Origin of the sequence: Gelria sp. Kuro-4, assembly GCF_019668485.1 — a bacterium.
Classification (GTDB): Bacteria; Bacillota; DTU030; order DUMP01; family DUMP01; genus DUMP01.
Window position 1 is genome coordinate 2,288,925 of sequence record NZ_AP024619.1, and the last position, 24,009, is coordinate 2,312,933.

General features: G+C 57.3%; 22 protein-coding genes. 10 read left to right on the forward strand and 12 right to left on the reverse strand.

Translation table 11 applies throughout. From position 1 onward, the window contains the following. Positions 1–6: 6 nt before the first annotated feature. The 3 genes from K5554_RS11470 to K5554_RS11480 form a co-directional block, all read right to left on the reverse strand. Positions 7–375: a flagellar protein FlaG gene (locus K5554_RS11470; RefSeq protein WP_221038598.1), complete on the reverse strand. Its 369-nt coding sequence runs from the start codon at positions 373–375 to the stop codon at positions 7–9. Between the two features lie 29 nt (positions 376–404). Continuing rightward, positions 405–2,459 carry a glycosyltransferase gene (locus K5554_RS11475; RefSeq protein ID WP_221038599.1) on the reverse strand — a complete coding sequence of 685 codons (2,055 nt, stop codon included), beginning with the start codon at positions 2,457–2,459 and terminating at the stop codon, positions 405–407. A gap of 123 nt (positions 2,460–2,582) precedes the next feature. After that, positions 2,583–3,410, reverse strand: coding sequence for a flagellin (locus K5554_RS11480; protein WP_221038600.1), 828 nt, complete (start codon positions 3,408–3,410; stop codon positions 2,583–2,585). Positions 3,411–3,647: 237 nt separating this feature from the next. Between K5554_RS11480 and K5554_RS11485 the strand changes: the two genes are divergently transcribed. Genes K5554_RS11485 through K5554_RS11505 form a run of 5 tightly spaced genes read left to right on the forward strand, consistent with a single transcriptional unit; the run spans position 3,648 to position 11,133 of the window. Further along, positions 3,648–7,649 carry a glycosyltransferase gene (locus tag K5554_RS11485; protein ID WP_221038601.1) on the forward strand — a complete coding sequence of 1,334 codons (4,002 nt, stop codon included), beginning with the start codon at positions 3,648–3,650 and terminating at the stop codon, positions 7,647–7,649. Between the two features lie 4 nt (positions 7,650–7,653). Then, the gene (locus tag K5554_RS11490; protein WP_221038602.1) at positions 7,654–8,109 is read left to right on the forward strand and encodes a dTDP-4-dehydrorhamnose 3,5-epimerase family protein; all 456 of its coding nucleotides are present in this window, start codon (positions 7,654–7,656) and stop codon (positions 8,107–8,109) included. Between the two features lie 4 nt (positions 8,110–8,113). Next, on the forward strand, positions 8,114–8,959 hold the full coding sequence (gene rfbD, locus K5554_RS11495; RefSeq protein WP_221038603.1) for a dTDP-4-dehydrorhamnose reductase: 846 nt from the start codon (positions 8,114–8,116) through the stop codon (positions 8,957–8,959). Between the two features lie 53 nt (positions 8,960–9,012). Beyond that, entirely contained in the window at positions 9,013–10,059 is a 1,047-nt protein-coding gene (rfbB, locus tag K5554_RS11500; protein WP_370636887.1) for a dTDP-glucose 4,6-dehydratase, read from the forward strand. A 3-nt stretch (positions 10,060–10,062) separates the two neighbouring features. After that, positions 10,063–11,133 carry a glucose-1-phosphate thymidylyltransferase gene (locus tag K5554_RS11505; protein WP_221038604.1) on the forward strand — a complete coding sequence of 357 codons (1,071 nt, stop codon included), beginning with the start codon at positions 10,063–10,065 and terminating at the stop codon, positions 11,131–11,133. 281 nt (positions 11,134–11,414) lie between these two features. On the opposite strand, the gene K5554_RS11510 is transcribed toward K5554_RS11505, so the two are convergent. Both K5554_RS11510 and K5554_RS11515 read right to left on the reverse strand, forming a co-directional pair. Next, the gene (locus K5554_RS11510) at positions 11,415–12,920 is read right to left on the reverse strand and encodes a C45 family peptidase (RefSeq protein ID WP_221038605.1); all 1,506 of its coding nucleotides are present in this window, start codon (positions 12,918–12,920) and stop codon (positions 11,415–11,417) included. 75 nt (positions 12,921–12,995) lie between these two features. Next, positions 12,996–14,231 (reverse strand): P1 family peptidase, encoded by a 1,236-nt coding sequence (locus K5554_RS11515; protein WP_255565392.1) that lies wholly within the window; start codon positions 14,229–14,231, stop codon positions 12,996–12,998. A gap of 133 nt (positions 14,232–14,364) precedes the next feature. Between K5554_RS11515 and K5554_RS14750 the strand changes: the two genes are divergently transcribed. Then, positions 14,365–14,643 (forward strand): PIN domain-containing protein, encoded by a 279-nt coding sequence (locus tag K5554_RS14750; protein ID WP_370636889.1) that lies wholly within the window; start codon positions 14,365–14,367, stop codon positions 14,641–14,643. A gap of 126 nt (positions 14,644–14,769) precedes the next feature. Here K5554_RS14750 and K5554_RS11520 read toward each other — a convergent pair whose 3' ends face one another. From K5554_RS11520 to K5554_RS11550, 7 genes are all read right to left on the reverse strand, one after another. Then, positions 14,770–15,066, reverse strand: coding sequence for a hypothetical protein (locus K5554_RS11520; protein ID WP_221038606.1), 297 nt, complete (start codon positions 15,064–15,066; stop codon positions 14,770–14,772). A gap of 60 nt (positions 15,067–15,126) precedes the next feature. After that, entirely contained in the window at positions 15,127–15,387 is a 261-nt protein-coding gene (locus K5554_RS11525) for a DUF86 domain-containing protein (RefSeq protein ID WP_370636890.1), read from the reverse strand. Continuing rightward, complete coding sequence (locus tag K5554_RS11530) at positions 15,365–15,559, reverse strand: hypothetical protein (protein ID WP_221038608.1); 195 nt, start codon at positions 15,557–15,559, stop codon at positions 15,365–15,367. Before K5554_RS11530 ends, K5554_RS11525 begins: the two co-directional genes overlap by 23 nt. Continuing rightward, positions 15,552–15,989, reverse strand: a complete 438-nt coding sequence (locus K5554_RS11535; protein WP_221038609.1) for a nucleotidyltransferase domain-containing protein — start codon at positions 15,987–15,989, stop codon at positions 15,552–15,554. Before K5554_RS11535 ends, K5554_RS11530 begins: the two co-directional genes overlap by 8 nt. Before the next feature lie 168 nt (positions 15,990–16,157). Then, positions 16,158–17,930, reverse strand: a complete 1,773-nt coding sequence (locus K5554_RS11540; RefSeq protein ID WP_221038610.1) for an ATP-binding protein — start codon at positions 17,928–17,930, stop codon at positions 16,158–16,160. Positions 17,931–17,944: 14 nt separating this feature from the next. After that, on the reverse strand, positions 17,945–18,628 hold the full coding sequence (locus K5554_RS11545) for a response regulator transcription factor (RefSeq protein WP_370636891.1): 684 nt from the start codon (positions 18,626–18,628) through the stop codon (positions 17,945–17,947). A gap of 100 nt (positions 18,629–18,728) precedes the next feature. Next, positions 18,729–19,412, reverse strand: a complete 684-nt coding sequence (locus K5554_RS11550; protein ID WP_221038612.1) for a Spy/CpxP family protein refolding chaperone — start codon at positions 19,410–19,412, stop codon at positions 18,729–18,731. A gap of 467 nt (positions 19,413–19,879) precedes the next feature. Here K5554_RS11550 and K5554_RS11555 point away from each other — a divergent pair, with 467 nt between their 5' ends. The 4 genes from K5554_RS11555 (at position 19,880) to K5554_RS11570 (ending at position 23,895) form a co-directional block, all read left to right on the forward strand. Further along, positions 19,880–21,520, forward strand: coding sequence for an efflux RND transporter periplasmic adaptor subunit (locus K5554_RS11555; RefSeq protein WP_221038613.1), 1,641 nt, complete (start codon positions 19,880–19,882; stop codon positions 21,518–21,520). Between the two features lie 15 nt (positions 21,521–21,535). Further along, on the forward strand, positions 21,536–22,210 hold the full coding sequence (locus K5554_RS11560) for an ABC transporter ATP-binding protein (RefSeq protein ID WP_221038614.1): 675 nt from the start codon (positions 21,536–21,538) through the stop codon (positions 22,208–22,210). Continuing rightward, positions 22,210–23,379 carry an ABC transporter permease gene (locus tag K5554_RS11565; protein ID WP_221038615.1) on the forward strand — a complete coding sequence of 390 codons (1,170 nt, stop codon included), beginning with the start codon at positions 22,210–22,212 and terminating at the stop codon, positions 23,377–23,379. The genes K5554_RS11560 and K5554_RS11565 overlap by 1 nt, the downstream gene beginning before the upstream one ends. A gap of 276 nt (positions 23,380–23,655) precedes the next feature. Continuing rightward, positions 23,656–23,895 carry a hypothetical protein gene (locus K5554_RS11570; protein WP_221038616.1) on the forward strand — a complete coding sequence of 80 codons (240 nt, stop codon included), beginning with the start codon at positions 23,656–23,658 and terminating at the stop codon, positions 23,893–23,895. The last annotated feature ends 114 nt before the right edge of the window (positions 23,896–24,009 follow it).

Sequence of the window (24,009 nt, forward strand, 5' to 3'; positions counted from 1 at the left end):
ACCCCCTTATACTTTCTCGTCGAGGAGAAGCCCTACCATTTCCCGTATACGGGCAATAACTTCGAGAACAGCGGTAGGTGGGATCTCCTTGACAATCTCTTGGGTCGCATTATCAATTACCTGCACCTGCATCCGGCCGCTTTCACGGTGAAGTACGAAACTAATTCTTTCGCTGAATGCCCGGACGGTCTGATCCAGGGCTGCCACTGCATCTTCAACGTCTTGGGGGTTAAACTTTGTTTCCTCACCCATACGCGCTTTTTCAACTGCCGCGTCAGCAGGCTTAGTCAGCGCGCCAGTTCCGCCTACCGCCGGCGGCGTTCCTTCACTCCGTGTTCCGGTCGCCCCCTGTCCCTGGATCGCTGCAATCTCCACAGCTTGTCCTCCTTTCCCGAATTTGGCCGCTAGTGCAACCCTAACCGTGCGATCGGTTCCCCCGTTTGATTCCCCTCATTGCCGTGTCCCCCAAGCGCTCGCACCAGCCGCAGGGTCGTCCGTATAACCTCGTCCTTAGGAAAGTGGCGCACCCCCGCCAGAAGAACAGCCTCTGCTTCTCCGAACCGACCTTCCTTCGTGAGGAAGCCCCCCAAGGCCAAATAATACTTTCTGTTCTGCGGTTCCAGGCGAATGGCCTCGCTGTAAAAAGGTCCCGCATCCTGACCGGCTTCGGCTGCAATGTCCCCCAGCATGCGGAAGGCCTCGGCGTCCGCCTGCCCCGCCTGCGCTGCAGCCAGGAGCCCTTCCGCGGCAGACTCCTTGAAGCCGTGCTCGAAGTAGAGTTTGCCGAGAAGAAGCCCCTTTTGAGGGGCTGCAACAAATCCACTCAAGGGTAACGCCTTGGCAAAAGCATCGAACTCCTGCAGATCAAGCAGCTTTCCCAGTAGGTCAAGCGCAATCCTACCTTCCGTTTCACCAGGCTCCGCCTTCAGTTCAGTCCCAGCACCAAACAGGAGGCTGAGAAACGCCTCGAACACTGCCTTTTGCGCGGCCAGGCCCTCGCCCTTCACTCGAGCCAGCCGTTCCTGCGCCGCCTTCTCTTCGCCCAAGAGTGACAGGCAGAACATAGCATCCAGCTGGGCAGGCTCATAAAGCGAGGCGGTTGGCCTGATGGAGTCGAAGGCGGCGATGGCTTCCCGGTACCTTTTCAGATTGAGGAGAATTTCTCCCTTAACAAAGGCCCCCTGCGGCGAAAAACCTTCTTTTTGCAAAGCCTGCTCCGCATACTCCAGGGCCTCGGCGTATTTCTTTGCCGCCGCAAAAGCCCCAGCCAAGGCCAAGAGGACCTCTGGATCCTCAAGGTTCGTATGCCGGCTAAAGAAGGCCTTCACTGCCTCTACTTCTTCGCGCGGCAGCAGGATGCGAGCCAAGTCATAAACCGGCGTAAGGAAGAGAGGGTTCTCATCCAACGCCCGGGTGTAATTTTGAACGGCCGTGGCCTCGTCCCCGATCCTCTCTGCCACCTGGGCCAGCCCGTAGCGGGCGCGAAAGCCGCCTGTACCGCGCAGGCTGATGTGCCGCCAGCTCGACTTACCCTGCTCGAGGCATTCCTCATAGGCCCGTATCGCTGCCGAGTACTCGCCCCGGGCGGCCAGTACCGTCGCCTTAAGGTAAGTAAGGTCCGTGTAGTCGGGGTAAGCGAGGAGAGCATCGTTCAAAACCTGCAGTGCTTCCTTGTACCGCTTGAGCTCTTTCAAGCAAACAACGATGTTCTTGACTAGCACCGAGGCATAGCCCACGTCCAGCGAGGGAAGGCCGACAAAAGCTTTCTTAAATTGAACCAGGGCCTGGTCGTGCTCGCCCAACCGGATGTATTCTACACCCAAATTGTAGCGGGTAAAGTGGTCCGCAGGCTTCTCTTTTACTTCCTGAAGCAGTATGGCGATGTTACGTCTTATCTTGTCTTTCTTTGAAACCGCCCTGTCAAGGTAACCGTAGTGGTAAACCTTAAAGGGGCTGAGTTCAATTCTTCCGCCCTGTGCGCTTATTGCGCAGCTTATCTGCTCGTGGAGCGCCCCCTTGAAGCGGTACTCAGGCCGGTTCCGAAAGAGGCGGGGAAAGACGTGGTTTGTGGCGTCCAGGCCTGGCTTATCCCCTACGTAGCTGATTATCTCCAGGTAATAACCTTCAGCTGTAGCCGTCTGAAGAAAAGAGCGGATTTCAGCTCTGCTTTCCGGGTCCAGCTCTTCGTCCGCGTCCAAGAAGAGTATCCACTCGCCGCTCGCTTTTTCCAGCGAGCGGTTCCGCGCTGCAGCAAAGTCGCCGTTCCAGGCAAAGTCAAGTACCTTCGCACCGTAGGCTGCAGCTATTTCCTTAGTCTGATCTTCTGATCCCGTATCGACGAGGATAATCTCGTCCACAGCTCCCTGCACGCTGCGCAGGCAGCGGGAAAGATTCTCTTCTTCATTTTTTGCAATCATGCACAGGGAAAGCAATGGTCGTCCCCAGCACGCTTCAGCCACGGTGCCTCTCCTTCCTCACTTCTCTTTTGCTCTATTCATCGGTAAAAACCCAAGGTTGGTTTAGCGGGAAAGCTGCAGAAAAAAGCAAGGCGCCCATTTGGACGCCTTTGACGCTGTATTGGCTTACCGCAGGAGCTGCAGCACCGCTTGCGGGGCCATATTCGCCTGCGCCAGCATAGCAACGCCCGCCTGCTGTAGGATCTGCGTCTTGGTGAAGTTCATCATCTCTTGGGCCATATCTGCATCCCTGATGCGCGACTCGGAAGCAGTCAAGTTTTCAGAAGCCACGCTCAAATTGGCGATGGTGTGCTCGAGGCGGTTCTGAACAGCACCAAGGTTGGCGCGCTGGATGGAAACATAATTGATAGCACTATCCAGCGAAGCAATGGCAGCACTAGCAGCAGCAGCATCGGCAACGCTAATTCCAGAAATCGTCATGGCGGCGGTATCGGCCGCACTGATTTTCACGTTAATATTCTGGCCGGCATTTGCACCAATTTGTAAGTTCAGGCCCGTAGTTGCAAGTGTCCCACCATCCAAAAGAAGCTGCGCATTGAACTGCGTCGTTTTGGCAATCCTATCGATTTCTTCAAGCAGCTTGTCAACTTCTGTCTGAATAGCGTTGCGATCCGCTGTGGTTAGCGTATCATTTGCCGCCTGGACCGCCAGTTCCCGCATGCGCTGCAGGATGCTGTGGGTCTCGGTAAGAGCACCTTCTGCCGTCTGAATCAGAGAGATGCCATCCTGCGCATTCCTAACTGCCTGGTTCAAGCCGCGTACCTGCGCACGAAGCTTTTCGGAGATGGCCAGCCCTGCGGCATCGTCCCCGGCCCGGTTGATCCTGAGACCAGACGAAAGCTTTTCCATCGCCTTGCTAAGGTTGGTCGAGGTCACAGTGAGGTTCCGCCACGCATTGAGAGCCTCAAGGTTCGCATTGATCCGAAGTCCCATTCTTATTCCTCCTCCTTGATTCTTCGGCCCCCGCTTCCATGCGGTGGGCCTTGCCTGCCCCTCACCCCCGGTCGGCCGCCCCGGAGATTTCAGGGTTCCGCTTTTCTTATCGACATCAAAGAGACAGCACTTTAGAGTTAGCTTACTCACTTTCCTTTACCCAAGAGCTCACTTTGTCGATAAATGTAGCAGTAAGGGCAAGTAGAGATAAGTGTAGAAAAACAGAGGAGGCCTTTGATGTCACAGCTCAGCAACTATTACGGGTTGGTACGCGAAGAAATCCTCGCGTGCATACCGTACTGGGTTACATCCGTACTCGACGTAGGATGTGGGACGGGAGCTCTAGGGGCTGCTGTCAAAAGGCGGAATTCGGCGTGTTTTGTAGCCGGAGTAGACATCTTTCCGCCGGCATTGAATGAAGCTAGGCAGGTTTTAGACAAAGTCTGGCTAGGCAATGTTGAAGAATTGCTGAAGCGAGGGCAAATAAAATCCCCTGACGGCGGCTTTGATGTGATCGTATGCGCGGATGTTTTAGAACACCTGGTTGATCCATGGAGCACCCTAAATCAACTCACCGCTCTGCTCAGCGATCGCGGTCAAGTAGTCATCAGCCTGCCTAATTTCAGGAACATCGTTGAGCTCGGTTTTCTTCTTTCTGGCTCTTGGAGTTATACGGAAGCCGGCATTTTCGACCGAACTCACCTGCGCTTCTTTACCTTGGACAGTGCCAGAGAGATGATCGAAAACGCTGGACTAGAGGTATACTCGACCCGCTTCGTAGCAGACTCCAGGGTACGCATCGCCCAAGGCACCGGCCACGAGTTGTACCTGCCCCAAGAAATAGAGTTGCCTGGGCTAAAACTGCCCCGAAAGGTACCGAAAGAAGAACTCGATGAGCTGACGGCCTATCAGATACTTTTCATTGCCGGCCCGCGGAAGGGCCGGCGAACACTGACAGAACCGCAAGTTTCCATCATCATCCCTCATTATAACCGCTTGGAGCTTATCAACCGCTGTCTTGAAGCCATTCGCAAGAACTCCGGCCCCGCCTCAGCCTATGAAATAATCGTGGTCGACAACGGTTCCAGCGATGGCTCAAGAGAGTTCCTGGAAAAGCATCAAGACGTGAGATGCATCTCCAACGCCGGCAATATGGGGTTCACTTTGGCGGCAAATCAGGGGGCTGCCGGCGCTCGTGGCAAATACCTCATCTTTCTCAACAATGATACCGAAGTACAAGAGGGCTGGCTTGCTGCTCTCATGGCGGCCGCTTCACCTGAAAATGTAGGGGCAGTCGGAGCACGTCTCATATACCCGAGCGGCAAACTCCAAGAAGCAGGAGGCATTGTCTTCGCCGATGGTTCAGGCTGGAACTATGGGCGAGGGGAAGACAAAGACGATCCTCGGTTCCTTTACCCGCGCGATGTTGATTACTGCAGCGGGGCTGCGTTACTGGTAAAAGCCCGTGCCTTTTGGACTGTCGGAGGATTCGATCCCCAATACGCGCCGGCATATTATGAAGACACAGACCTTTGCTTTTCCCTGCGACAACACGGCTGGCGTGTTGTTTACCAACCGCGGGCGGTAGTTGTACACTTGGAAGGGGCAACGGCTGGAAAGAGCCTTGATCAAGGCATAAAGTCTTACCAGGCCATTAATCAGGCCAAATTCCGTTCAAAGTGGAATAATGAGTTGCGGCAACAGTACCCGATGAACCGAACCTTCTTAGAGAGGGCGGCGCACAGGGTACCGCCCCTCCGAATTCTGATTGTTGATCAGCTTCCGCCATTGTTTGACCGCGCCTCCGGAAGCCAGCGCATTTTTCAAGTAATGCAATTGCTAAAGAAAGAAGGGCATGCCGTCTGCTTTTTCACCTTCTTTGAGCATGGCTTTCAGGAATACATGAAAATCCTGCAATCTACCGGTGTGTACGTCATTGCCAGTACAGGAAACGCTGTCACAGGAAATACAGTGCAGACTGCTATTGAAGCCAAGGCCAGACTAGCCGTACTCCTATCTTCCTACCAACCTCATGTCGTTTGGGCTGAGGGTTACGCGATAGCTACCGCAATTGCGGATACGGTCCGCTCATTTGCCCCGCACGCTTCTCTCCTTACCGATACCGTTGATCTCCACTTCTTGCGCGAGCAGCGCATGTCAGACCTGGAAGGCGGTCCAAAGACGGACACGAAAGAGAAAGAGCTGGCGATATACAGGCAGTCCGACGCGGTGATTGCCGTTACCGAAAAAGAAAAAGCCATCCTGATGCAGGAACTTCCTTCAAAGATGATTTCTGTGGTGCCCAACGTCCATCAACCTGAGCCAACATTAAATTCATTTCACCAGCGAAAGGGCCTGTTGTTCGTCGGTAACTTCCGGCACCCACCCAACCTCGACGGTATCGTATGGTTCTTACAGAACTGCTGGCCAACAATTGTACAGCAAATCCCTGACATTTCCCTGTACATTGTCGGCGATCCCGTACCGAACGCGCTGAGGGAAGCCGTAGCCGGCGCTCTGCGCTTCGGCGGACATGTCCAGATAATGGGCCACGTACCAACCTTGCGTCCCTTGTTAAACTCAGCCCGCCTTTCAATTGCCCCGCTGCGGTTTGGGGCAGGGATGAAAGGGAAAGTTGCAGAAGCGCTTGCTGCCGGGCTTCCGGTGGTGACGACCCCTATCGGAACGGAAGGGATGGGGTTAACAGACCGCGTCAATGTTCGCGAAGCCGAAACGCCGCAAGCCTTTGCCCAAGCAGTCGTGGAACTATACTCGAATGCTGCCGCTTGGGAAACCCTGCGTAAAAAAGGGCTTGAACATGTGGCACAGCATTACAGTCCCCAAGCCGTGACCTTCCGGCTTCGTGAAACCCTGCGCCCCTTGGTATATGGCGAAGGTAAGCCTCTTGCCATGTTCAGTCTGGCGGAGGACACCAGGAAACAACCGCTTGTCTCAGTTGTCATTCCCTGCTGGAACAATGTTGAATACACCCGGCGGTGCGTCGACAGCGTTTTTCGTAACACTGAGGAACCATTTGAGCTTATACTGATTGACAACGGCTCTACAGACGGTACGGCTTCTTATTTCGCCAGCCTGCAAAAACAACATACGAATGTCGTGGTAATAAGCAATAAGCTCAACACAGGCTTCGCGTACGCGTGTAACCAAGGCTTGGCCGCTGCCGCGGGCGACTACGTGGTAATCCTGAACAATGACATAGTGCTTTCGCCTAATTGGCTGCGTCTACTCCTGCGACCAGCCCAAGCGGCGCAGGTGGGCATCGTGGGGCCACGTGCCAACAACGTCTCGGGGAGCCAGTGCACCGCCGCTTCCTATGGAAACAACCTGAGTCTAATGGAAGGCTTTGCACGGGCCCTGGCCCGCAAAAATGCTTACCAGGGTTCCTTCGCCATCCGCGCCATCGGCTTTTGTATGCTGGTCAAACGCGCAGTGATAGAAGCCATCGGCGGATTCGACCCGCGTTTCGGTATCGGTAATTTTGAGGACGATGATTTTTGTGTCCGTGCTCAACTGGCTGGTTACAAGATCTGGATAGCAGATGATGCTTTTGTTCATCATTTTGGCAGCGTTTCGTTCCGCAACGGGGGCATCGATTACGCCAAACTGATGCGGCGGAACTTTGAGCTTCTGAAAGCAAAATGGCAGGTTGCCCCTGAAACCAAAATAGAGGACGGAATCCCCTACGGAGAAATGCTGTGCCAGGGTTTCTCAAAGGATTGGCACTACTGTCCCTTAACCCCTCGGCAATTGGCCGAAGAAAACGACGCTCCTGTGCCTCTGCTGGATAAGCGTTCATACCACTTTTTAATCATCCCCGACTGGGAACGCCCGGGCGAACGCTGGACTGAAGCCGTAAAGGCCTTTTATGAAGCTTTTGCGGCCAGAGCTGATGTGGGGCTGTTGATCCGTATCGATCCCCTGCTTTGGCCTGATGTCGGTTCAATTCTAGAGCGCCTCCAAACTTGGGCCACACGTGAAGGAATAGACTTGGAGGAGGAAGGTCGCCTCCTTCTGGTAGTAAACGATGTTGTACCGCCGCGGGCTGGGGCAGCAGTTTATCGCACGGCCCACGCCTTCATTGACACGGCTCCCGCGGGCGTCTTTAACCGGTACGCCGAGGAAGCCCAGGCGTGTGGATTAACGCTTTGCCACCCCGCGGTCCAAGAACTACAAAACGCTTTAACGGGCACTGAGGGAAAACAAGAAGGAGGGTTATGACCCCATGATTAGCGGGGTAAAAACAAAGAAGCTTGTTCGCCGCCCCGACGATCGCGGGTTCTTTCAAGAGATCCTGCGTGACGATGAAGGGCTGCTGGAGCGGTTCGGTCAGGCGTCGATGTCGAAAACCTACCCTGGGGTAATCAAGGCTTTTCACTACCACGAGAATCAGGATGACCTTTGGTTTTTCCCCGTAGGAAACGCCCAGGTGGTGCTGCACGATTTGCGGTCCGACTCCCCGACTTACCGGGAAACGAACGTGTTTTACCTTGGGGAGGACAATCCGGAGCTCCTCCTTATCCCCAAGGGCATTGCTCATGGTTACCGGACGCTGGGTGAAAAACCCGCTATCATCATCTATTTTACCACCCGGTCTTACAATCCTAATGAACCAGACGAAAAACGTTTGCCCTACAACGACCCCAGCATTGGCTTCAACTGGGCCACGCAAATGAGGTAGCCCCATGAACGTGCTCATAACCGGCGCCCGAGGAATGCTGGGGCAGGCCATGGTGAACGAGTTTATGGCAAAGGGTTGGAACGTATTAGCAACCGACCACAGCACTCTCGACATAACCGACTTCCCTGCGGTTAGAGCAGCCGTTGCAGCGCAACGGCCTCAACTCGTCGTTAACTGTGCCGCCTACACCGCTGTGGACAAGGCTGAAACAGAACCGGGACCGGCCTTTGCTGTAAACGCGCTGGGGCCCCGTAACCTGGCTTTGGCCTGCCTTGAATCCGGGTGCGCACTTCTTCATATCAGCACGGATTACGTGTTCGATGGCGAAAAAGGCGAACCTTATGAGGTCTGGGACTCCCCTAACCCCCTCAATATCTACGGCAAAAGCAAGCTCTGGGGAGAAAACTACGTACGGTCGCTCACAGCCCACCACTACCTGGTACGCACCAGCTGGCTCTTTGGCCCCGGCGGCAAAAACTTCGTCTCGGCCATGCTAAACCTGGCTGCAAATAAAGCTCCTTTGCGCGTGGTCGACGATCAGCTGGGCTGCCCCACCTATACGCTTGATCTTGCGCGCGCTTGTTCCAGCCTGGTAGAGACAGGTGCATTTGGGATCTATCATGTTACAAATCAAGGTTCCACCACATGGTTTAAGTTCGCGGTTGAGGTTTTCCGGCAGGCCGGTTTGCAGGTAGACGTGGTTCCAATCAGGACTGGGGAACTTTTACGCCCGGCACGCAGGCCGATGAACTCTTGCCTAAATTCTTTCCCTCTGCGGGAAACCGTGGGATACCTTTTACCAGCGTGGCAAGACGCCCTGAGCCGCTTTCTTTTGTACCTCAAGGCTTAGCCAAGGGTTTTCTTTTGAAGTCTTCCAGGAGCCCGTAGAAAGGAGTTAAGATAGTGCGTATCCTAGTCACCGGCGGTGCCGGTTTCATCGGCAGCAACTTCATTCGTTATGTGCTCAGCGCTCACGAAAACTGGTACGTAGTAAATCTAGACAAGCTGACGTATGCCGGTAATCTCGAAAACCTTAGCGACATAGCGCCTGATCCGCGTTATACGTTTGTGCATGGGGATATAGCCGACAAAACCCTCATTACCCAACTTTTAAGTGCTAACACCTTTGACGCCATTGCAAATTTTGCCGCTGAATCCCACGTCGACCGCAGTATCCATGACGCAACTCCTTTCATCGAAACAAACATTCAGGGCACCCACGTACTGCTCGACGCCGCCCGCGCGCACGGCGTGAAGCGCTTTCTTCAGGTGTCCACGGATGAAGTCTATGGAACTTTAGGCTCCGATGAACCTCCTTTCACCGAGCACGCCCCACTCGCTCCTAACAGTCCGTATGCGGCTAGTAAGGCAGCAGCCGACCTGCTGGCGCGCACCTATTACCATACCTTCGGCCTCCCCGTCCTCATTACGCGCTGCTCCAACAACTACGGGCCCTACCAGTTCCCCGAAAAGCTGATTCCGCTGATGATCACTAACGCTCTTGAAGGCCGACCGTTCCCCGTATACGGGGACGGTCTGAACATTCGTGACTGGATCCATGTCCTGGATCACTGCCGGGCCTTGGAAGCAGTGCTCCTTGGCGGCGTGCCAGGCGAGGTTTACAACATTGGCGGCAGCTGTGAACTGACGAACCTCGAAGTGGTACGCAGTATACTACAAACCCTTGACCTACCGGAAAGCTTAATCACCTTTGTGCCTGACCGTCCAGGGCACGACCGCCGCTACGCCATTGACGCCTCAAAGATTAAAGCAGCCCTTGGTTGGAAGCCTCAGTATCGTTTTCAGGAATGGCTCCCGGAAGTAGTACGCTGGTACAAGGAACATAGGGAATGGTGGCAGCGTGTGAAGGCCGGTAGCTACCGGCAGTACTACGCACGGCAATACGAGCAGCGCCTGAACCGTAACGATTTCAAAAGGGATGTGATATAACCCATGAAAGCCTTAGTTCTGGCCGGCGGGCGCGGCACCCGCTTACGGCCTCTAACGTATACAACCGCCAAGCAATTGCTTCCGGTTGCCAACAGGCCGATTCTTTTCTTTGTCATTGATCAAATCGTAGCGGCCGGAATTACCGAAATCGGGATCATCATCTCTCCTGAAACCGGCGGAAGCATCAAAGCGGCGCTGGGGGATGGTTCCCGCTGGGGCGCCAACTTCACTTACATAGTGCAAGAGGCACCTGCAGGCCTGGCCCACGCGGTGATGACTGCCCAACCATTTTTGGAGGCAGCGCCTTTCGTGATGTTTTTGGGCGACAATTTGATTCAAGGCGGCATAAAACAGCTGGTGGCGAGTTTCCGGAATGAGAATGAAGTAGCCGCCTCCATTCTGCTTAAAAGAGTTTCTGATCCCCGGCAATTCGGCGTGGCGGTTCTCGCCGGCGACGGCCACGTTGTTCGCCTTGTTGAGAAGCCCAGTAATCCGCCCAGCGATCTCGCCCTGGTTGGCGTATACGTCTTCTCCGCCGCCATCCACCAGGCTATCGGGCGCATCAAACCCTCGTGGCGCGGCGAGCTGGAGATCACCGACGCCATACAGGAACTGCTGGATGAAGGACTTCCTGTTACGGCCAAAGAAGTATCCGGTTGGTGGCTGGATACTGGAAAGAAAGATGATATACTCGAGGCCAATCGTGTGGTGCTCGATGAATTTGCGGTCCGGCGTATAGAGGGCGAGACCGATGATGCAAGTAAGCTAATGGGCCGCGTGGAGCTACCGCCGGGTGCCCAGGTTCTTAGGAGCACTGTGCGAGGTCCCGTGGTCATTGGACCCGGCACGATTATCGAAGATTCCTTTATCGGTCCTTTCAGCGCCATCGGTGCCGGCAGTACGTTGAAAAACGTCAGCGTCGAGCACTCTGTCATTCTGGAAAACTGCCGTCTCTCGGACGTCGGTCCTATTGAAGACAGCTTAATCGGGCATAACGTCAAGGTCTACCGCTCCACTGGTCATCGCCAGGCCCTGCGCTTGTTGCTCGGAGACAACTCGGAACTAGCTGTCTGAATAAGCATAAGCTTGGTGACGTTGACAGTTGGATCGAACTACACCCCAAGATTAGGGTTGGAGAGTACGAAGCGCCTGATTGCGGAGTCAGGTATCAACTTGTTGCTCTTTTGTATCGAAACGTGTCGAAGCATTCATCAGGTGGAGAACGCTGAAAACGCCTGCCGCAGGTAGGGGCGGCAGGCGTCTTGCTTGATGCGCCATTAGCTCATGGCGCTTCCCCATGTTATGCTGGGACTTTTTGCTCAAACCGAGGGCTACTTAAGGACACGAAGCATGGTTCAGCGGTTGTGCGGCGTCTCTTTCAATTTCCCTCCTTCGCCCCGCGGCCCCAGCACGGTCCACTCCTGGACCGGCATGCTGAAGTTCCAGGGCTTGAGCCAGGCGTTCTTATCCGGATACTGGGCGAAGTACTCGGTGCTGGAGATGGGTGTGCCGCAGGGGTGACCGAAGCGCGCCCAGAATTTCATCTCCTTGGCTAGGCTGGCGGAGGTCACCTTGCCGTCCACGGCGCCGGAGGTCCCGCCGCCCAGTTCGCCGTGACCGCAGAGGGTACGGCGCACGTCCGGGCCGTACTCTTTTTTCATAGCGTCGTAGTGGTCGGCCAGGAACTCTTTACCAAGCTCCACGGTGATCTTCCCGTAGTACTGCTTTTTCAGCTGGTTCCAGCGTTCGAAGCGCCAGTAGGAACCCTCGGGTTTGGTATAGTCGTACGTGGTCTCGCTGCGGATGGCTTCGGTCTGCGGGAAGTTGCAGGAGCCGATGAAACCGCTCTTGGTCCGCTGCACGTCGTACTTCTTAAGGCCCAGGTCCAGGGCCGCGATCTCGTTGTTCTTCGCGTCGCCCACCAACCAGTGGTTGGAGTAGGCGCCGTTGTTCTTCTCCACCATGATCTTAACCCACTCGTCGATGTTGTCGGCGTACTGGGTGGCCTGGCGCGAACGGACGAAAACGGGGATACCGTTCACGTCATACCAGGAGCTCATGCCCGGGTTGGTGGTCTCCGCCACCACCAGGCCGGCCCCGCTCATCAGCCAGTCGCGGCCGCTCCAAATACCGCCCACGTAGGGCTGGTAGAGGATCTCGTGGCCGCTGGTGGGTGTTTCGTGGACGATGATGTTCTCGCCCAGCTTGGCCAGAGCATAGTTGGTCCAGGTGTTGTGACCGAGGATCATCTCGCCGGTGAGCGTGGCCGCGCCGGTGGCAGCAAAGGCGCTGCAGCTTTCCGCCTGCTTGGCCAAGAAAGAGTCGATGGCAGCGTAGATGCCGGGCGTAGCAACGGTGTAGTCGCCGAACTCCTGCGGGATCGGGAGCTTGTTGTTCTTGAGGTAACCCAGGTAGTAGGAGATGTCGTAGCGCGCATTGCTGGCGGTGATGTCCCAGATATCCACCTCGTAGCCGCGCGTCTGCACCCCGGCCACGATCCCCTCCAGCTGCCGTTGGTATTCGTGCGGCACCTTGTTCCAGATCATTTTCTCCGCTATGCTGCGGTAGAGCTGCCACGGCTGGTTGTCCTGGGCGTAATAGTCCTTGAGCAGGGCAATGGATTGCTCGATCTCCGGCCCCATGTAAAACCCGTACTGGAACCCCCGGGCGAAGGGCTCACCCTCGATGTGGAGGAACCACCAGCCATCTTCTTGGTAGCGGTAGGAACCTTTGAGGAGCTCGAACAACGTCTCCGGTTCCAGCGGATAGAGTGGTTTCGCCAGGCCCACCAGTGGAAGAAGTAGCATAACAACAAGCACGCCGACGGCCACCAGTTTTTGTCCCCACTTCCAACGCAGCACGTGAATGCCCTCCTTCAAAGTAGAATCGTACGGACCAGGCGCCTTTGTCTTACGTCTTCTTGTTTCTTCTTGGGTTTACTTTTGGCCGTTTCCCCACGGTGGGAGCTTTTTGTCCCAATCGAGGGCGTTGTACTTCTTAAGGACCTGTAAGAGCTCTTTGATGTCGATGGCGTCGCGGGTGTTGCCGTCGCGGCCGACCACGGTGGTGGCCTTGAGCAAAGAGTTGAGCACGGCTTCCTCGGTAGCCTCAACGGTAGCCAGAAAGAGGGCGGACATGGAGTCGTTGCTGACGACTTCGCTCTTGATGGTGAGGCCGGAGCTGTGCGGGATGCGCTGGGCCGTGGAGAACGCGATGAAGAAATCCCCGGAGCCGTTACTGCTGTAAAACCCGGTGCGGGCCAGGCCGAGTCCTACGCGTTTCGCCACCCGTTCGAGCTGACGTTGATCGAGCGGGGCGTCGGTGGCCACTACCACCATCACCGAGCCGCCGGGGTCCTGCGGCTCCGGGAGGCTGTATGGGAAGTATTTGCTAAAAGAGTAGCGGCCCAGTTCGCGCCCGACGGGAGCGCCGCCCACGGTGAGCACCCCGTCGAAGTTCGTCTGCACCAGCACCCCCACGGTGTAACCGCCCAGCTCTGCCGGCAGCACGCGGGACGCCGTGCCGATACCGCCCTTCCAGCCCATGCAGGAGCTCCCTGTCCCGGCGCCTACCGCCCCCTCCTCCACCGGCCCGGAGTGGGCGTTCTCCAGGGCCTGGAAGACGTCCTCTTTGCGCACGTGCCGCCCCTGGATGTCGTTGAGGAAGCCGTCGTTGACCTCGCCCACCACCGGATTCACAGTGCCGGTGCGGATGCCGATCTCTGGGTTTTGTTTGAGCGACCATTCGATGACGGCGTCGGCCACCAGCGGTACGTTGAGGGTATTGGTAAGAACGATGGGTACCTCCAGCGTGCCGAGCTCGTTCACCTGTTGCAGGCCGGTAGATTTGCCGAAGGCGTTGAGAACAAAGGCAGCGGCGGGCACCTTTTCTTGAAAGAGATTCCCCTCGTGCGGGATGATGGCCGTAACGCCGGTGCGCACCGGCCCTTGGCCCGGCACCAGCTTGCCCTCGCCCTCGATGAGAGCGGTGTGCCCCACTTTAACACCTTTGACGTCGGTTATGGCGTTATACTGCCCTGGCTTGAAAACACCGGTGACAATGCCGACGTCCCTGGCGCGCGGCCTCGCCGGCGCGGCTGAGGCCACCAGCGGAAGAACCAGCATGATGACCACCACGCCGACGGCCGCCCATCTCCGTCCCCAACACACCATCTGGAATTCCTCCTTTGCAGTGGAATCGCAGGGTTCTCCATTCCCATAAAGTTACAGTATGAGTATATGAGTTCCAGCGTAAAAAATGACCCGAGGAAGATCCGGGTCGTACGCCAGGCCATCATAGGTTGCATTGAGGTTAGAAAAGAAATCGGGTGCCGAAGAAACATCGGGATCCCGAGCAAACGCTGGGAGTGCCTGCCGCGGTCAAAGGCAGCGGGCGCCGCACACGGGAAGCGACTGCGAAAGAGCTCTTACCCTGCCCATGTCCGATTACGAGGACGCCCTGCTGGCTGCTTGTGCCAAACGCAACCGGCTTGATCTGATAATCACCCGTAATCTCAAGGACTTTACGGGATCGCCCGTCAAAGCAATGGCTCCCGATGCTTTCCGTGCCGGCTTTAGAGAATGACGGCTTAACCACCTCACCTGGTTGGGCGGTTTTTCTGCTGTAAGTATACCCACCACCATACGTCCGAAACTTAACAACTCGGGGCGGCGGCAGTGCCCCGAGTTGGTTTTTTTGCACGGTTGAGCCTTACCTCAGTTGGTTTTCGAGCGTGCTCAGGAGCTGGTCCAGCTGCTTGAGCTGCGAGACGGCGTTGTTCTCGGCGTTGGCGAACTGGTTGAGTTGATTAGCCGCTTGGGCCTCTTTGGCAGCGGTCGCCTGATAGTTCGGCGAACGCGCGTTGGAGAGGACCTGCTGGTTGGCCTTCTCGTCCTGGGCCAGCCGCTGGGCCGAGCGCACGTTGGTCGCCTCGCTCCGCTGCAACTGCCCCACGATCTGGCGCATCTGGCTGATGGTCTGGCGCGCCTGGTTGGTGTTTGCCGGCACGTGTCTCACCTCCTTCAGGGTTAGTCTTCCCCGTAAGGAGGCCGTTTAAAGACGAGGCGCTTATTCGTAGCGGGTGGTGGATTTCTCCGCAATGTAATCGAGGAGCCGATTGAGGAGGAGCGTAAGATCGCCTAGCTCATTTTGGATAATGCCCCACATCTCCCTTTCATCGAGACGGGCGTAATCATGCACCAGTCGGTTGCGGTACCCTGCCATTCCACGGAACTTATGCGTCAAATCGGGTTCAAGGACGCCGCCCCTTTCCAGGAGGTCAAAGATATCCCTATAATTGGCTGGGTTACCTAGGCCCGCTTTCACCACCGCCGAGGTCTAGAACGGCCTGTAAAGCTCGACGTAGGTGATGTTCGGCAATGGCAAAGTTGTCCGGATTTCCTGCAAACTCTTCCCAGGATAAAGACGCCAGACTCTTCAGGCGAGCAATAGAGGCCTGAATCAGCTGCGTGTGATCTGCCACAAGCTGTTCGTTAAACATGTTGTGTTGCCGCCCCCTCCTTTGCTGCTTCTAGGATCTCCCGGAAGTTCTGTTCGTACATGGGCTTAAGGTCCAGATAATCGCGGACAATGATGTCTTCCGCGTCCGTACGGGCGTCGAAGCTGGACTCATAGAGAACCCGCCCGGTATGGATAATTTCAAACTGCAGCGGCAGGCGCACAGCATTGACCACTACCAAATCCACCTGCCGGTTAGCAATTCTTTGTAAGCGGTCGATTATGTCAAAACGCTCAAGCGCCGATAACGCCTTGCCCTCCGGCAGCAGCACTGCCAAGTCGATATCGCTGTCCGGCCGCACCTCTCCGGTGGCCTGGGAACCAAAGAGGTAGATCGCCACCGGCGCAAGTCCGAGGAGTTCCGAAGTAAGACGCTTAAGAATAGCGTCCAGATCTCCACTGGTCTCTGTCACAGGGTACACCCTCCCCCTTGGGATGGTCTTGGTCTTACGTGATGCAGAAACACAAAGACCCAATTTGAGCATAGCAGTAACGGGATCTGCTGTCAATGTTTGGGATCACCCCGCCCACTCAGATTAAAGGGCACCTGGGAAGAGTTCCCAGGTGCCCGGCACCACAGTTCAGTCTTCCGGCACGGCCGGAAGGGTGAACCAAAAGGTAGAGCCGCGGCCGACCTCGCTCGTAACACCCACTCGGCCCCCGTGGGTCTCGATGATTTCCTTGGCGATGGCGAGCCCCAGACCGGTCCCGCCCAGGGCGCGGGACCGGGATTTTTCTACGCGGTAAAAGCGTTCCCAGATGTGGGGAAGGTCCTCCGCCGGAATGCCGGGCCCCTGGTCCTCCACTGCCACGGTTATGTTCCCGGTCGCAGAAAAAGCCCTGAGGCTGATCGTGCTGCCGGGTGGGGAGTAACGAATCGCATTGGTCAGGAAGTTGACAAGAACCTGCTCGACACGGTCCTCATTGGCCAGAAGGAACGGCAGGTCGGGCGGAACATCCTGTTCCACTGTGAGACTTTTCGCAGAAACTTGCTCACTGAGCTTAAAGAGGACGCGCCCAAAGAGGTCGGCGACATCCACCGCATTCAGATCCCATTTGGGTTGCCCCGACTGCAGGAGAGAGAGCTCCAGGATATCGTTGATTAAGGCTTTCAGGCGCAAGGTTTCCTGATAGATCACTTCAAGGTACTGCTTCGGATCGCGAGTCACTTCGTCCAGCAGGGCCTCAACAAAACCCTGGATGGCGGTAAGCGGGGTGCGCAGCTCGTGCGACACATTGGCCACGAAATCCCGCCGCAGCTGGTCCACCTGCTTGAGCTCCGTAACGTCCTCCAGCACGGCCACTGCGCCGCTCACCGCCTCCCCCGGTTCCACCAACGGTGTGACGTGTGTTATGACACAGGTCTTGCCATCGTTCAGCACGAGTTCACCGCTCCGGCTTTCTTTGCACTTAAGTACATCGGCGAACAGCTCGGCCAGTTCCGGGCAGCCCAGGGAGCCGATTGGGGCCCCTTGCAGGACAGCACCGCATGCCGTCCCCAGGTTTCTCGCCACGCCGGGATTGGAAAAAAGGATACGGCCTTCTTGATCGACGGCGATCACTCCTTCGCTCATGTTGGCCAGGATGTCCTCTATTTTTCTTTTCTCTTGTCTGAGGGCGCCGATGGTGCGATCCAGAGCAACCGCCAGGTCATTGAAGTTCTGCGCGAGTTGCCCCACCTCGTCGTGAGAGGTTACCGGTACCTGTTGCTTGAAGTTCCCCTCCGCCATGGCCAAGCTGATACGGCCCATTTCTTTCAAAGGACGGGAGATGGAACGGGAAAGATAAAAGCCGAGCAATGTCGCAAAGAGCACGGCGATTCCGGCGGCGCTTACAATGAGGCGCTGCACCGCTCTGATGGTCGCGGCGATATCGGCCAGGGGTGTAAAGATAACGAGCGCGCCCATCACCTCGCCCTGGTCCTTCAGGGGGATCACAGCCCGCAGAATGTCTTGCCCGAAGGGACTTGCAGGTACGCGCCCGCTGGCAGGTTCCCCCCGCAAGACCTTCAAGCTGGTCGCCGGGTCAAGGAGCGGCGGCGGCCGGCCCGGCGGCCTTGGGTCGGCGCCGGGGGCCAGATCCGCCCGCTCCAGCACCACCAACCGGCTCCCGGGAAGGTTACGGAGGTGGCTGCCCCACACGCGCAGGTTTTCGCGCGCGGTGCCGATGGAGGTCTGCAGAGCCTGCGCCACTTGCTGGCCCTGTTGGAGCAGTTCTTTTTCTTTGACCGAGTAATAGAAGCCGGCGAAAAGGCGCGACGTGGTTATGCCCACCGCCAGCAGGGTTACGAGAGCGACAGCCAAGTATGACAGGAGGAGTTTCCCGAAAAGGGTGCGCGGCGACTTGAGTCTCATGCCTAGTGCCACCCTCAGTTTTGGTTTACTTCAAACTTGTAACCCTTGCCCCAGATGGTTTTTATGTAGGAGATCCCGGCGGGGCGAAGTTTTTCGCGCAGACGGCGGACATGGGTATCCACCGTGCGCGCATCGCCGAGATACTGGTACCCCCAGACAGACTCGAGCAGCTGCTCGCGGGTGAATACGCGCTCCGGCCGGGAGGCCAGGAACCAGAGGAGTTCAAACTCCCGGGGGGTCAGCTGGACCTCCTCACCCGCCACCTCCACCCGGTTGGCGGCTTTATCCAGCATAAGCTGCGGGTAATTGAGGACCTCACGCTGCGCCTTGCCGGCCCCTTGGGCGCGGCGCAGAACCGCCTTGACCCGTGCCACCATTTCGCGGGGACTGAAGGGCTTGGAAATGTAGTCGTCCGCCCCGAGCTCGAGACCCAGCACCCGGTCAAATTCCTCCGACTTTGCTGTGAGCATGATGATCGGCGTGGAAGAGCTTTTGCGAACCTCCTTGCAGATCGCCCAGCCGTCTACTTCCGGCAGCATGATGTCCAGGAGGATAAGATCATACCGGCCCTGCTCCAGCTTCGCGAGCGCCTCACGACCATCGTGGGCTGTTTCCACAGTAAAAGATTCTTTTTCGAGGTAAACGCGCACCAGATCACAGACCGGCTGCTCATCCTCCACTACCAGGATCGTGGTCAAAGCAGCCACCTCCCGTCTCTCGTAATTCCACATAAAGCAGCTGAATCCTCTAGACATAATGGGCGAGGGAGAGTTTTCTCCCTCGCCTGCGTTAACGGAGTTAGGACTGGGAAGAGGTACCGGACGAAGGCGCGTCGGTTGGAGGCGCACCGAATCCGCCCCTCCCGTGAGGTCCGCGCCCGCCGCCGAAACCGCCGAAGCCGCCGAAACCACGCAGGGACTTCGCCTTTTCCAGCTGTTCAGCCGTGAGGATGGACTCAAACTTCTTTTGGTACTCTTGGGTGACTTGCTGCAACTGGGTCCGGAGGTCGCTCACCTCTTTGGTCTTGGCGTCCACAGTCGCCTGGTCGGGGTTTTTCTCCCACCGGAGCTGCCGAAGCTCAAACACGGCGTCCTGCAGCTTGGCTCTCAAGTCCTTAGTTCCCTCATACATTTCGCGCTGCAGGTCTTGAATCTTCTGTACCTGCTCGTCGGTAAGCCCCAGCTCAGCGGCCGGACGCGCAGCACCGGGGAGGGAACCGCGCCGAGACTTAACCTTTTCCAGCTGCTCAGGCGTGAGGATGGACTCAATTTTCTGCCGGAACTCCTGGGTAGATTGCTGCAACTGGGTCTTCAGATCCTGGATTTGCTTCACCTGCTCATCCGTAAGCCCCAGGTCGGCCGCCAACTTTGTAGGATCGGCGGCGATTCTGCCGCCGAAGCCCCAGGGCGCGGCGGCCGCCAGCTGAGCGACGCCCAGGACCAGCGCCAGGGTGAGCGTCAGCCACACGGCTTTCTTTTTCATCCTCGCTTCGCTCCTTTACCGTAAGTATCGCAGGACGGTTGCTGGTTACGCCAGTCGAGTTCGAACAGCTCGCCTCCTTTTCCTCAGCCTGGGGGCGGCCACCGGTGAACCGCCTTCGAGACTTATTGTAGCCGGCGTTTGTGACGATTCTGTGACCAAGGTGTGAGGGAACGTCGAACTTTCACGGGGAATTACGTTCGGTTTTCGGAAATGGTTTGATCACAATTCGTTCACAAATTTAGGATAGAATTACCACATGAAGATGAACTTCCGGAGCGGCCACTGCTGCGGATTTCGCTTTTCGGAAAAGGTTTCATCACCATTACTTCACAAATTCCAGAATAGAATTAGGCGAGGCAAGGCAACGGAAGGAGGGCCGGCTTGAGGAAGGCGAAGGAGCGGCGGTTGTGACTGTTTCCGGCAGCCACTGTAGCCAAGAGCGAAAACATAACTATGAGGTGAGGAGCTTGCAGGTCAAATCCCGTACTTTCGTTTTCATAGGCACAGGTTTAGTTCTCGCGCTGCTGGCCGGATACGCGGGCCTTCATTTGCTTGGACGGCCTAAGGCCAGCGCTCAGCAAGCCGCCAAGACGGTTCAGGTCAGCCGTGGAGCCATTGAGGTCGCGGTCAGCGGCAGCGGCAACGTGGCTTTTGCTGAGGATGTCCAGCTTAAGGCCCAGGCCTCTGGGAAGGTGGTTCAGGTATTGGTAAAGGACGGTGAGCAAGTCAAGGCCGGGCAGACCCTCTTTGTTCTGGAGAACAGCTCGCTGGAGCTGCAGCGCGAACAGGCGCAAAGCACTGTTGATAATCTGAGTACCGAGTTGGAGCAACTCCAAAAAGACATGGCAGCGCTGCGCGTAACAGCGCCGCAGGCGGGCAGAATCACCGCCATAGCCGTCGGCGAAGGAGATAAGGTTACCGAAGGGGCCTCGCTTGTGACGCTGGTCGATGACGCCACCTTCTCCGTCACCGTTCCGTTCCTGAAGCCGCAGCGCGATCAGATCACAGCCGGTCAGGCGGCCGAGGTTTTCCTGCCCGATTTCCTAAGTTCTCTGCACGGCAAAGTAGTAAGGGTAAGCGGGAGCGGGCAGCCGGGCACCGGCGGGACGGTGGTCTATCCCGTAACTGTAGAATTCGCCAATCCCGGTGCCCTGACGGAGGGCGTCAAGGCCACCGTCACCGTTCAAACCAAGCAGGGCCCGGTGGAGGCGCTGGAAATGGGGACGGCCGCGCCCAAAAAAGTCGCGGAGGTCCGCAGCGCCGTCGCCGGCGAAGTAAAGGCGGTCGGCGTAGAGGTCGGTGACAAAGTGCAGCCGGGGCAGCTTCTTGTAAAGCTTGCCAACGATGACCTGCCCAACCAGCTGGCCCAAAAACAAGACAGCTTGTCCCAGGCGAAGCTCAACCTGGCCACCCAGAACGACCAGCTGGCGCGGCTTACGGTAACCGCCCCGATAAGCGGCGTCTTTCGTGAGGTGCAAGAGACGCAGAGCAGCGATGGAACCGTGCTGGGTCCTGTACAGGTCGGCGATGAACTGAAGCCCAATGACCTCCTCGGGCGGATAGTCAACAACTCCAGCTACGAAGTAGTCGTCAAGATCGATGAGCTCGACATCAGCCAGGTCCAGCTGGGACAAAAAGCGGAGATAACGGTGGACGCCCTGCCGGGGCAGACCCTGCAGGGGACGGTGACCCAAATCGCGGAGGAAGGTACCGTACAGAACGGAGCCGCAGTCTACCCGGTAACGCTCACCCTCCCGCCGACACCCGGCCTCAAAGCCGGAATGACTGCCAATGCGCGCATTCTGGTGGCGGCCAAGGATAACGCACTCCTTCTCCCCGTCGAGGCGGTGCAGGACCGGAACGGACGCTTCTTTGTGGCCCTGCCTGCGGCCACAGAATCAACCCAAGGAAAACAGGGCAGACGGCAGGAAATCAAGGTCGGCCTGCACAACGAGGCTTTTGTCGAAGTGCTCGAAGGTCTCCAGGAGGGCGATACGGTGCTGCTGGCCCAGACCAGCACGACCCCGGCTAAGCAAGAAAACAGCGCGCGCCCCCCAATGCCGGGGATGATGCCGGGCGGATTCGGTGGCTCTCGTCCCCGCGCGTAGGGAGGCGGAAGATAGATGATCGAGCTCAAGAACATAACCAAGACATACCGCATGGGCAAAATCAGCGTTGACGCGCTACGAGGCGTCACACTTTCGGTTGCGGCCGGCGAGCTGATGGCCATCGTCGGCCCCTCCGGCTCCGGCAAGTCGACGCTGATGAACATCTTGGGCTGCCTGGATGTGCCGACGAGCGGCGAGTACTGGCTGGAGGGAAAAGAGGTCGGGAAGCTGGCAGACAATGAGCTTGCCCGGCTGCGCAACCAAAAGATCGGTTTCATCTTTCAGAGGTTTAACCTGCTGCCTCAACTCACTGCCTGGGAAAACGTTCAGGTGCCGCTCCTTTATGCCGGCGTCGGGCTCAAAGAGCGGAGGGAACGGGCCGCCGAAGCGCTCCGCCAGGTCGGGCTGGGTGAGCGCCTGCACCATCGTCCGAACGAGCTTTCCGGCGGTCAGCAGCAGCGCGTAGCCGTCGCCCGGGCGCTGGTAACGCGCCCGTCTTTCCTCTTGGCGGATGAACCGACCGGTAATCTTGACTCTCGCGCCGGGCGGGAGATCACGGAGCTTCTCTTTGCACTAAACAGCAACCGTACCACTGTTATCGTAGTCACCCACGATCAGGCGCTGGCCCGGCGCTTTCCCCGGCTGATCGCCATCCAAGACGGGGAAGTAGTTAAGGAGGAGGCAAGCTGATGGAATTCGTCACGGCAGTTTCCCTGGCCTGGGAAGGCATTGTGAACAATAAACTGCGTTCTCTCCTGACCATGCTGGGGGTGATCATCGGCGTCGCTTCCGTAATTTCTATGGTCGCCATCGGCGCCGGCACGAACGAACAGGTTACCCAGCGCATCCAGTCGCTTGGCTCCAACCTGCTCACCGTTCAGGTCGGGGGACGGGGTGCTGCGACTTCGCTGCGCTACGATCAAGTCATGGCTCTCAGCGAGCTGGCGCACGTAAGCGCCGTAGCTCCGGCCGTAACAGGAAGCGCCACCGTCAAGTACGGTAACAAGTCCCAGGATACCTCGATCGAAGCAACCAACGCTGATTATGCCTCCGCCCGCAACGTAACCGTTCAAAGCGGCCGCTTTCTCTCTGCGCTGGACATCACGTTCCACCACAAGGTTGCTTTGGTAGGAACAGAGGTGGCACAAGAGCTTTTCGGGAACACCAACCCGGTGGGGCAGCGCCTGCTTGTTAACGGAATCGAGTTCACCGTAGTAGGGCTCTTGGAGTCGAAAGGTGGAAGCGGCGGTATGTCCTTGGACAACCGTGTGCTCATTCCGCTGACTTCTGCCAACCTGGTCCTGGGAGGTCAGAACATCCGCACCATTTACGTACAAGCGGATTCGCCCGGGACTGTGGATGAGGTGGAAGCGGCCGTGAGCGACTGGCTGCTCAAGCGCTTTCGCGATGAAGACGCCTTTAGGGTTTTCAACCAGGCCGACATGCTGGCGACGGTGAACGAGGTCACCAAGTCGTTTTCTCTGATGCTGGGCGGGATTGCCGGGATTTCCCTTCTCGTCGGCGGCATCGGCATCATGAATATCATGCTGGTGTCCGTCACCGAGCGCACCCGCGAGATCGGGATCCGGAAGGCCCTGGGCGCCAAACGGCGGGATATCCTGAACCAGTTTCTCGTTGAGTCCATGGTGCTCAGCGGCAGCGGCGGGGTCCTGGGGCTGGGTGCGGGTGTAGCTTTTTGCTTCGCCCTGGAGCGGCTCTTCCAGATTCCGACACGCCTGGCTGTTTTGCCGGCGGCCGTAGCCTTCGGCTCCGCCGTCCTGGTCGGCGTGTTCTTCGGGCTCTACCCCGCCCGCCGCGCGGCCGACCTGAACCCCATCGACGCCCTGCAGTATGAGTGATCCTGGCCCCGGCTCGCGAGACTTGATCCTGGTTTTCCAGGTGCCTGGCACCACGTTAGCACCGTGCTGGCCGGCCACTGTACCGGTTTCTCCGCCAGCTGCGCCCTCGCCCAGGCTTTGGGCAGTCGGCTTACTCCTCGGGCCGGCGGGTCCGTACTTACCGTCTAACCCCTTACGCGGCAAAACAGAACTAATGCGGTGAACAGCCTGTTGCGCTGATTTGAGGGGAATGCTAAAGTAAGAATACAGACGTGATTCGCAAGGGAGGACCCTCACATGCCACGATACAGAGGTGTTGTGCGTGGAAACGTGGTCGTACTTGAAGAAAAAGCAAACCTACCGGACGGAATGCCGGTCCTTGTAGAAGTACGAAAGGCAAACGATCACAAGGTCAGATCCAACCAGGATCCTTTTCTCGACGTAGATGCTTGGGCTCCACTTCCTTCCCAAGATACGCCGACCGACCTTGCGCGCAACCACGATCATTACTTGTACGGCTGCGAAAAAAATGGCTAAGAGCGCAGTCTTTGTGGACACGGCCGGGTGGTTGGCGTTGGTCAACCGACGCGACCAGCTTCATGAACTGCTGCAGTATGAGTGATCCTGATCCGGGCTCAGGCGACCAGATCC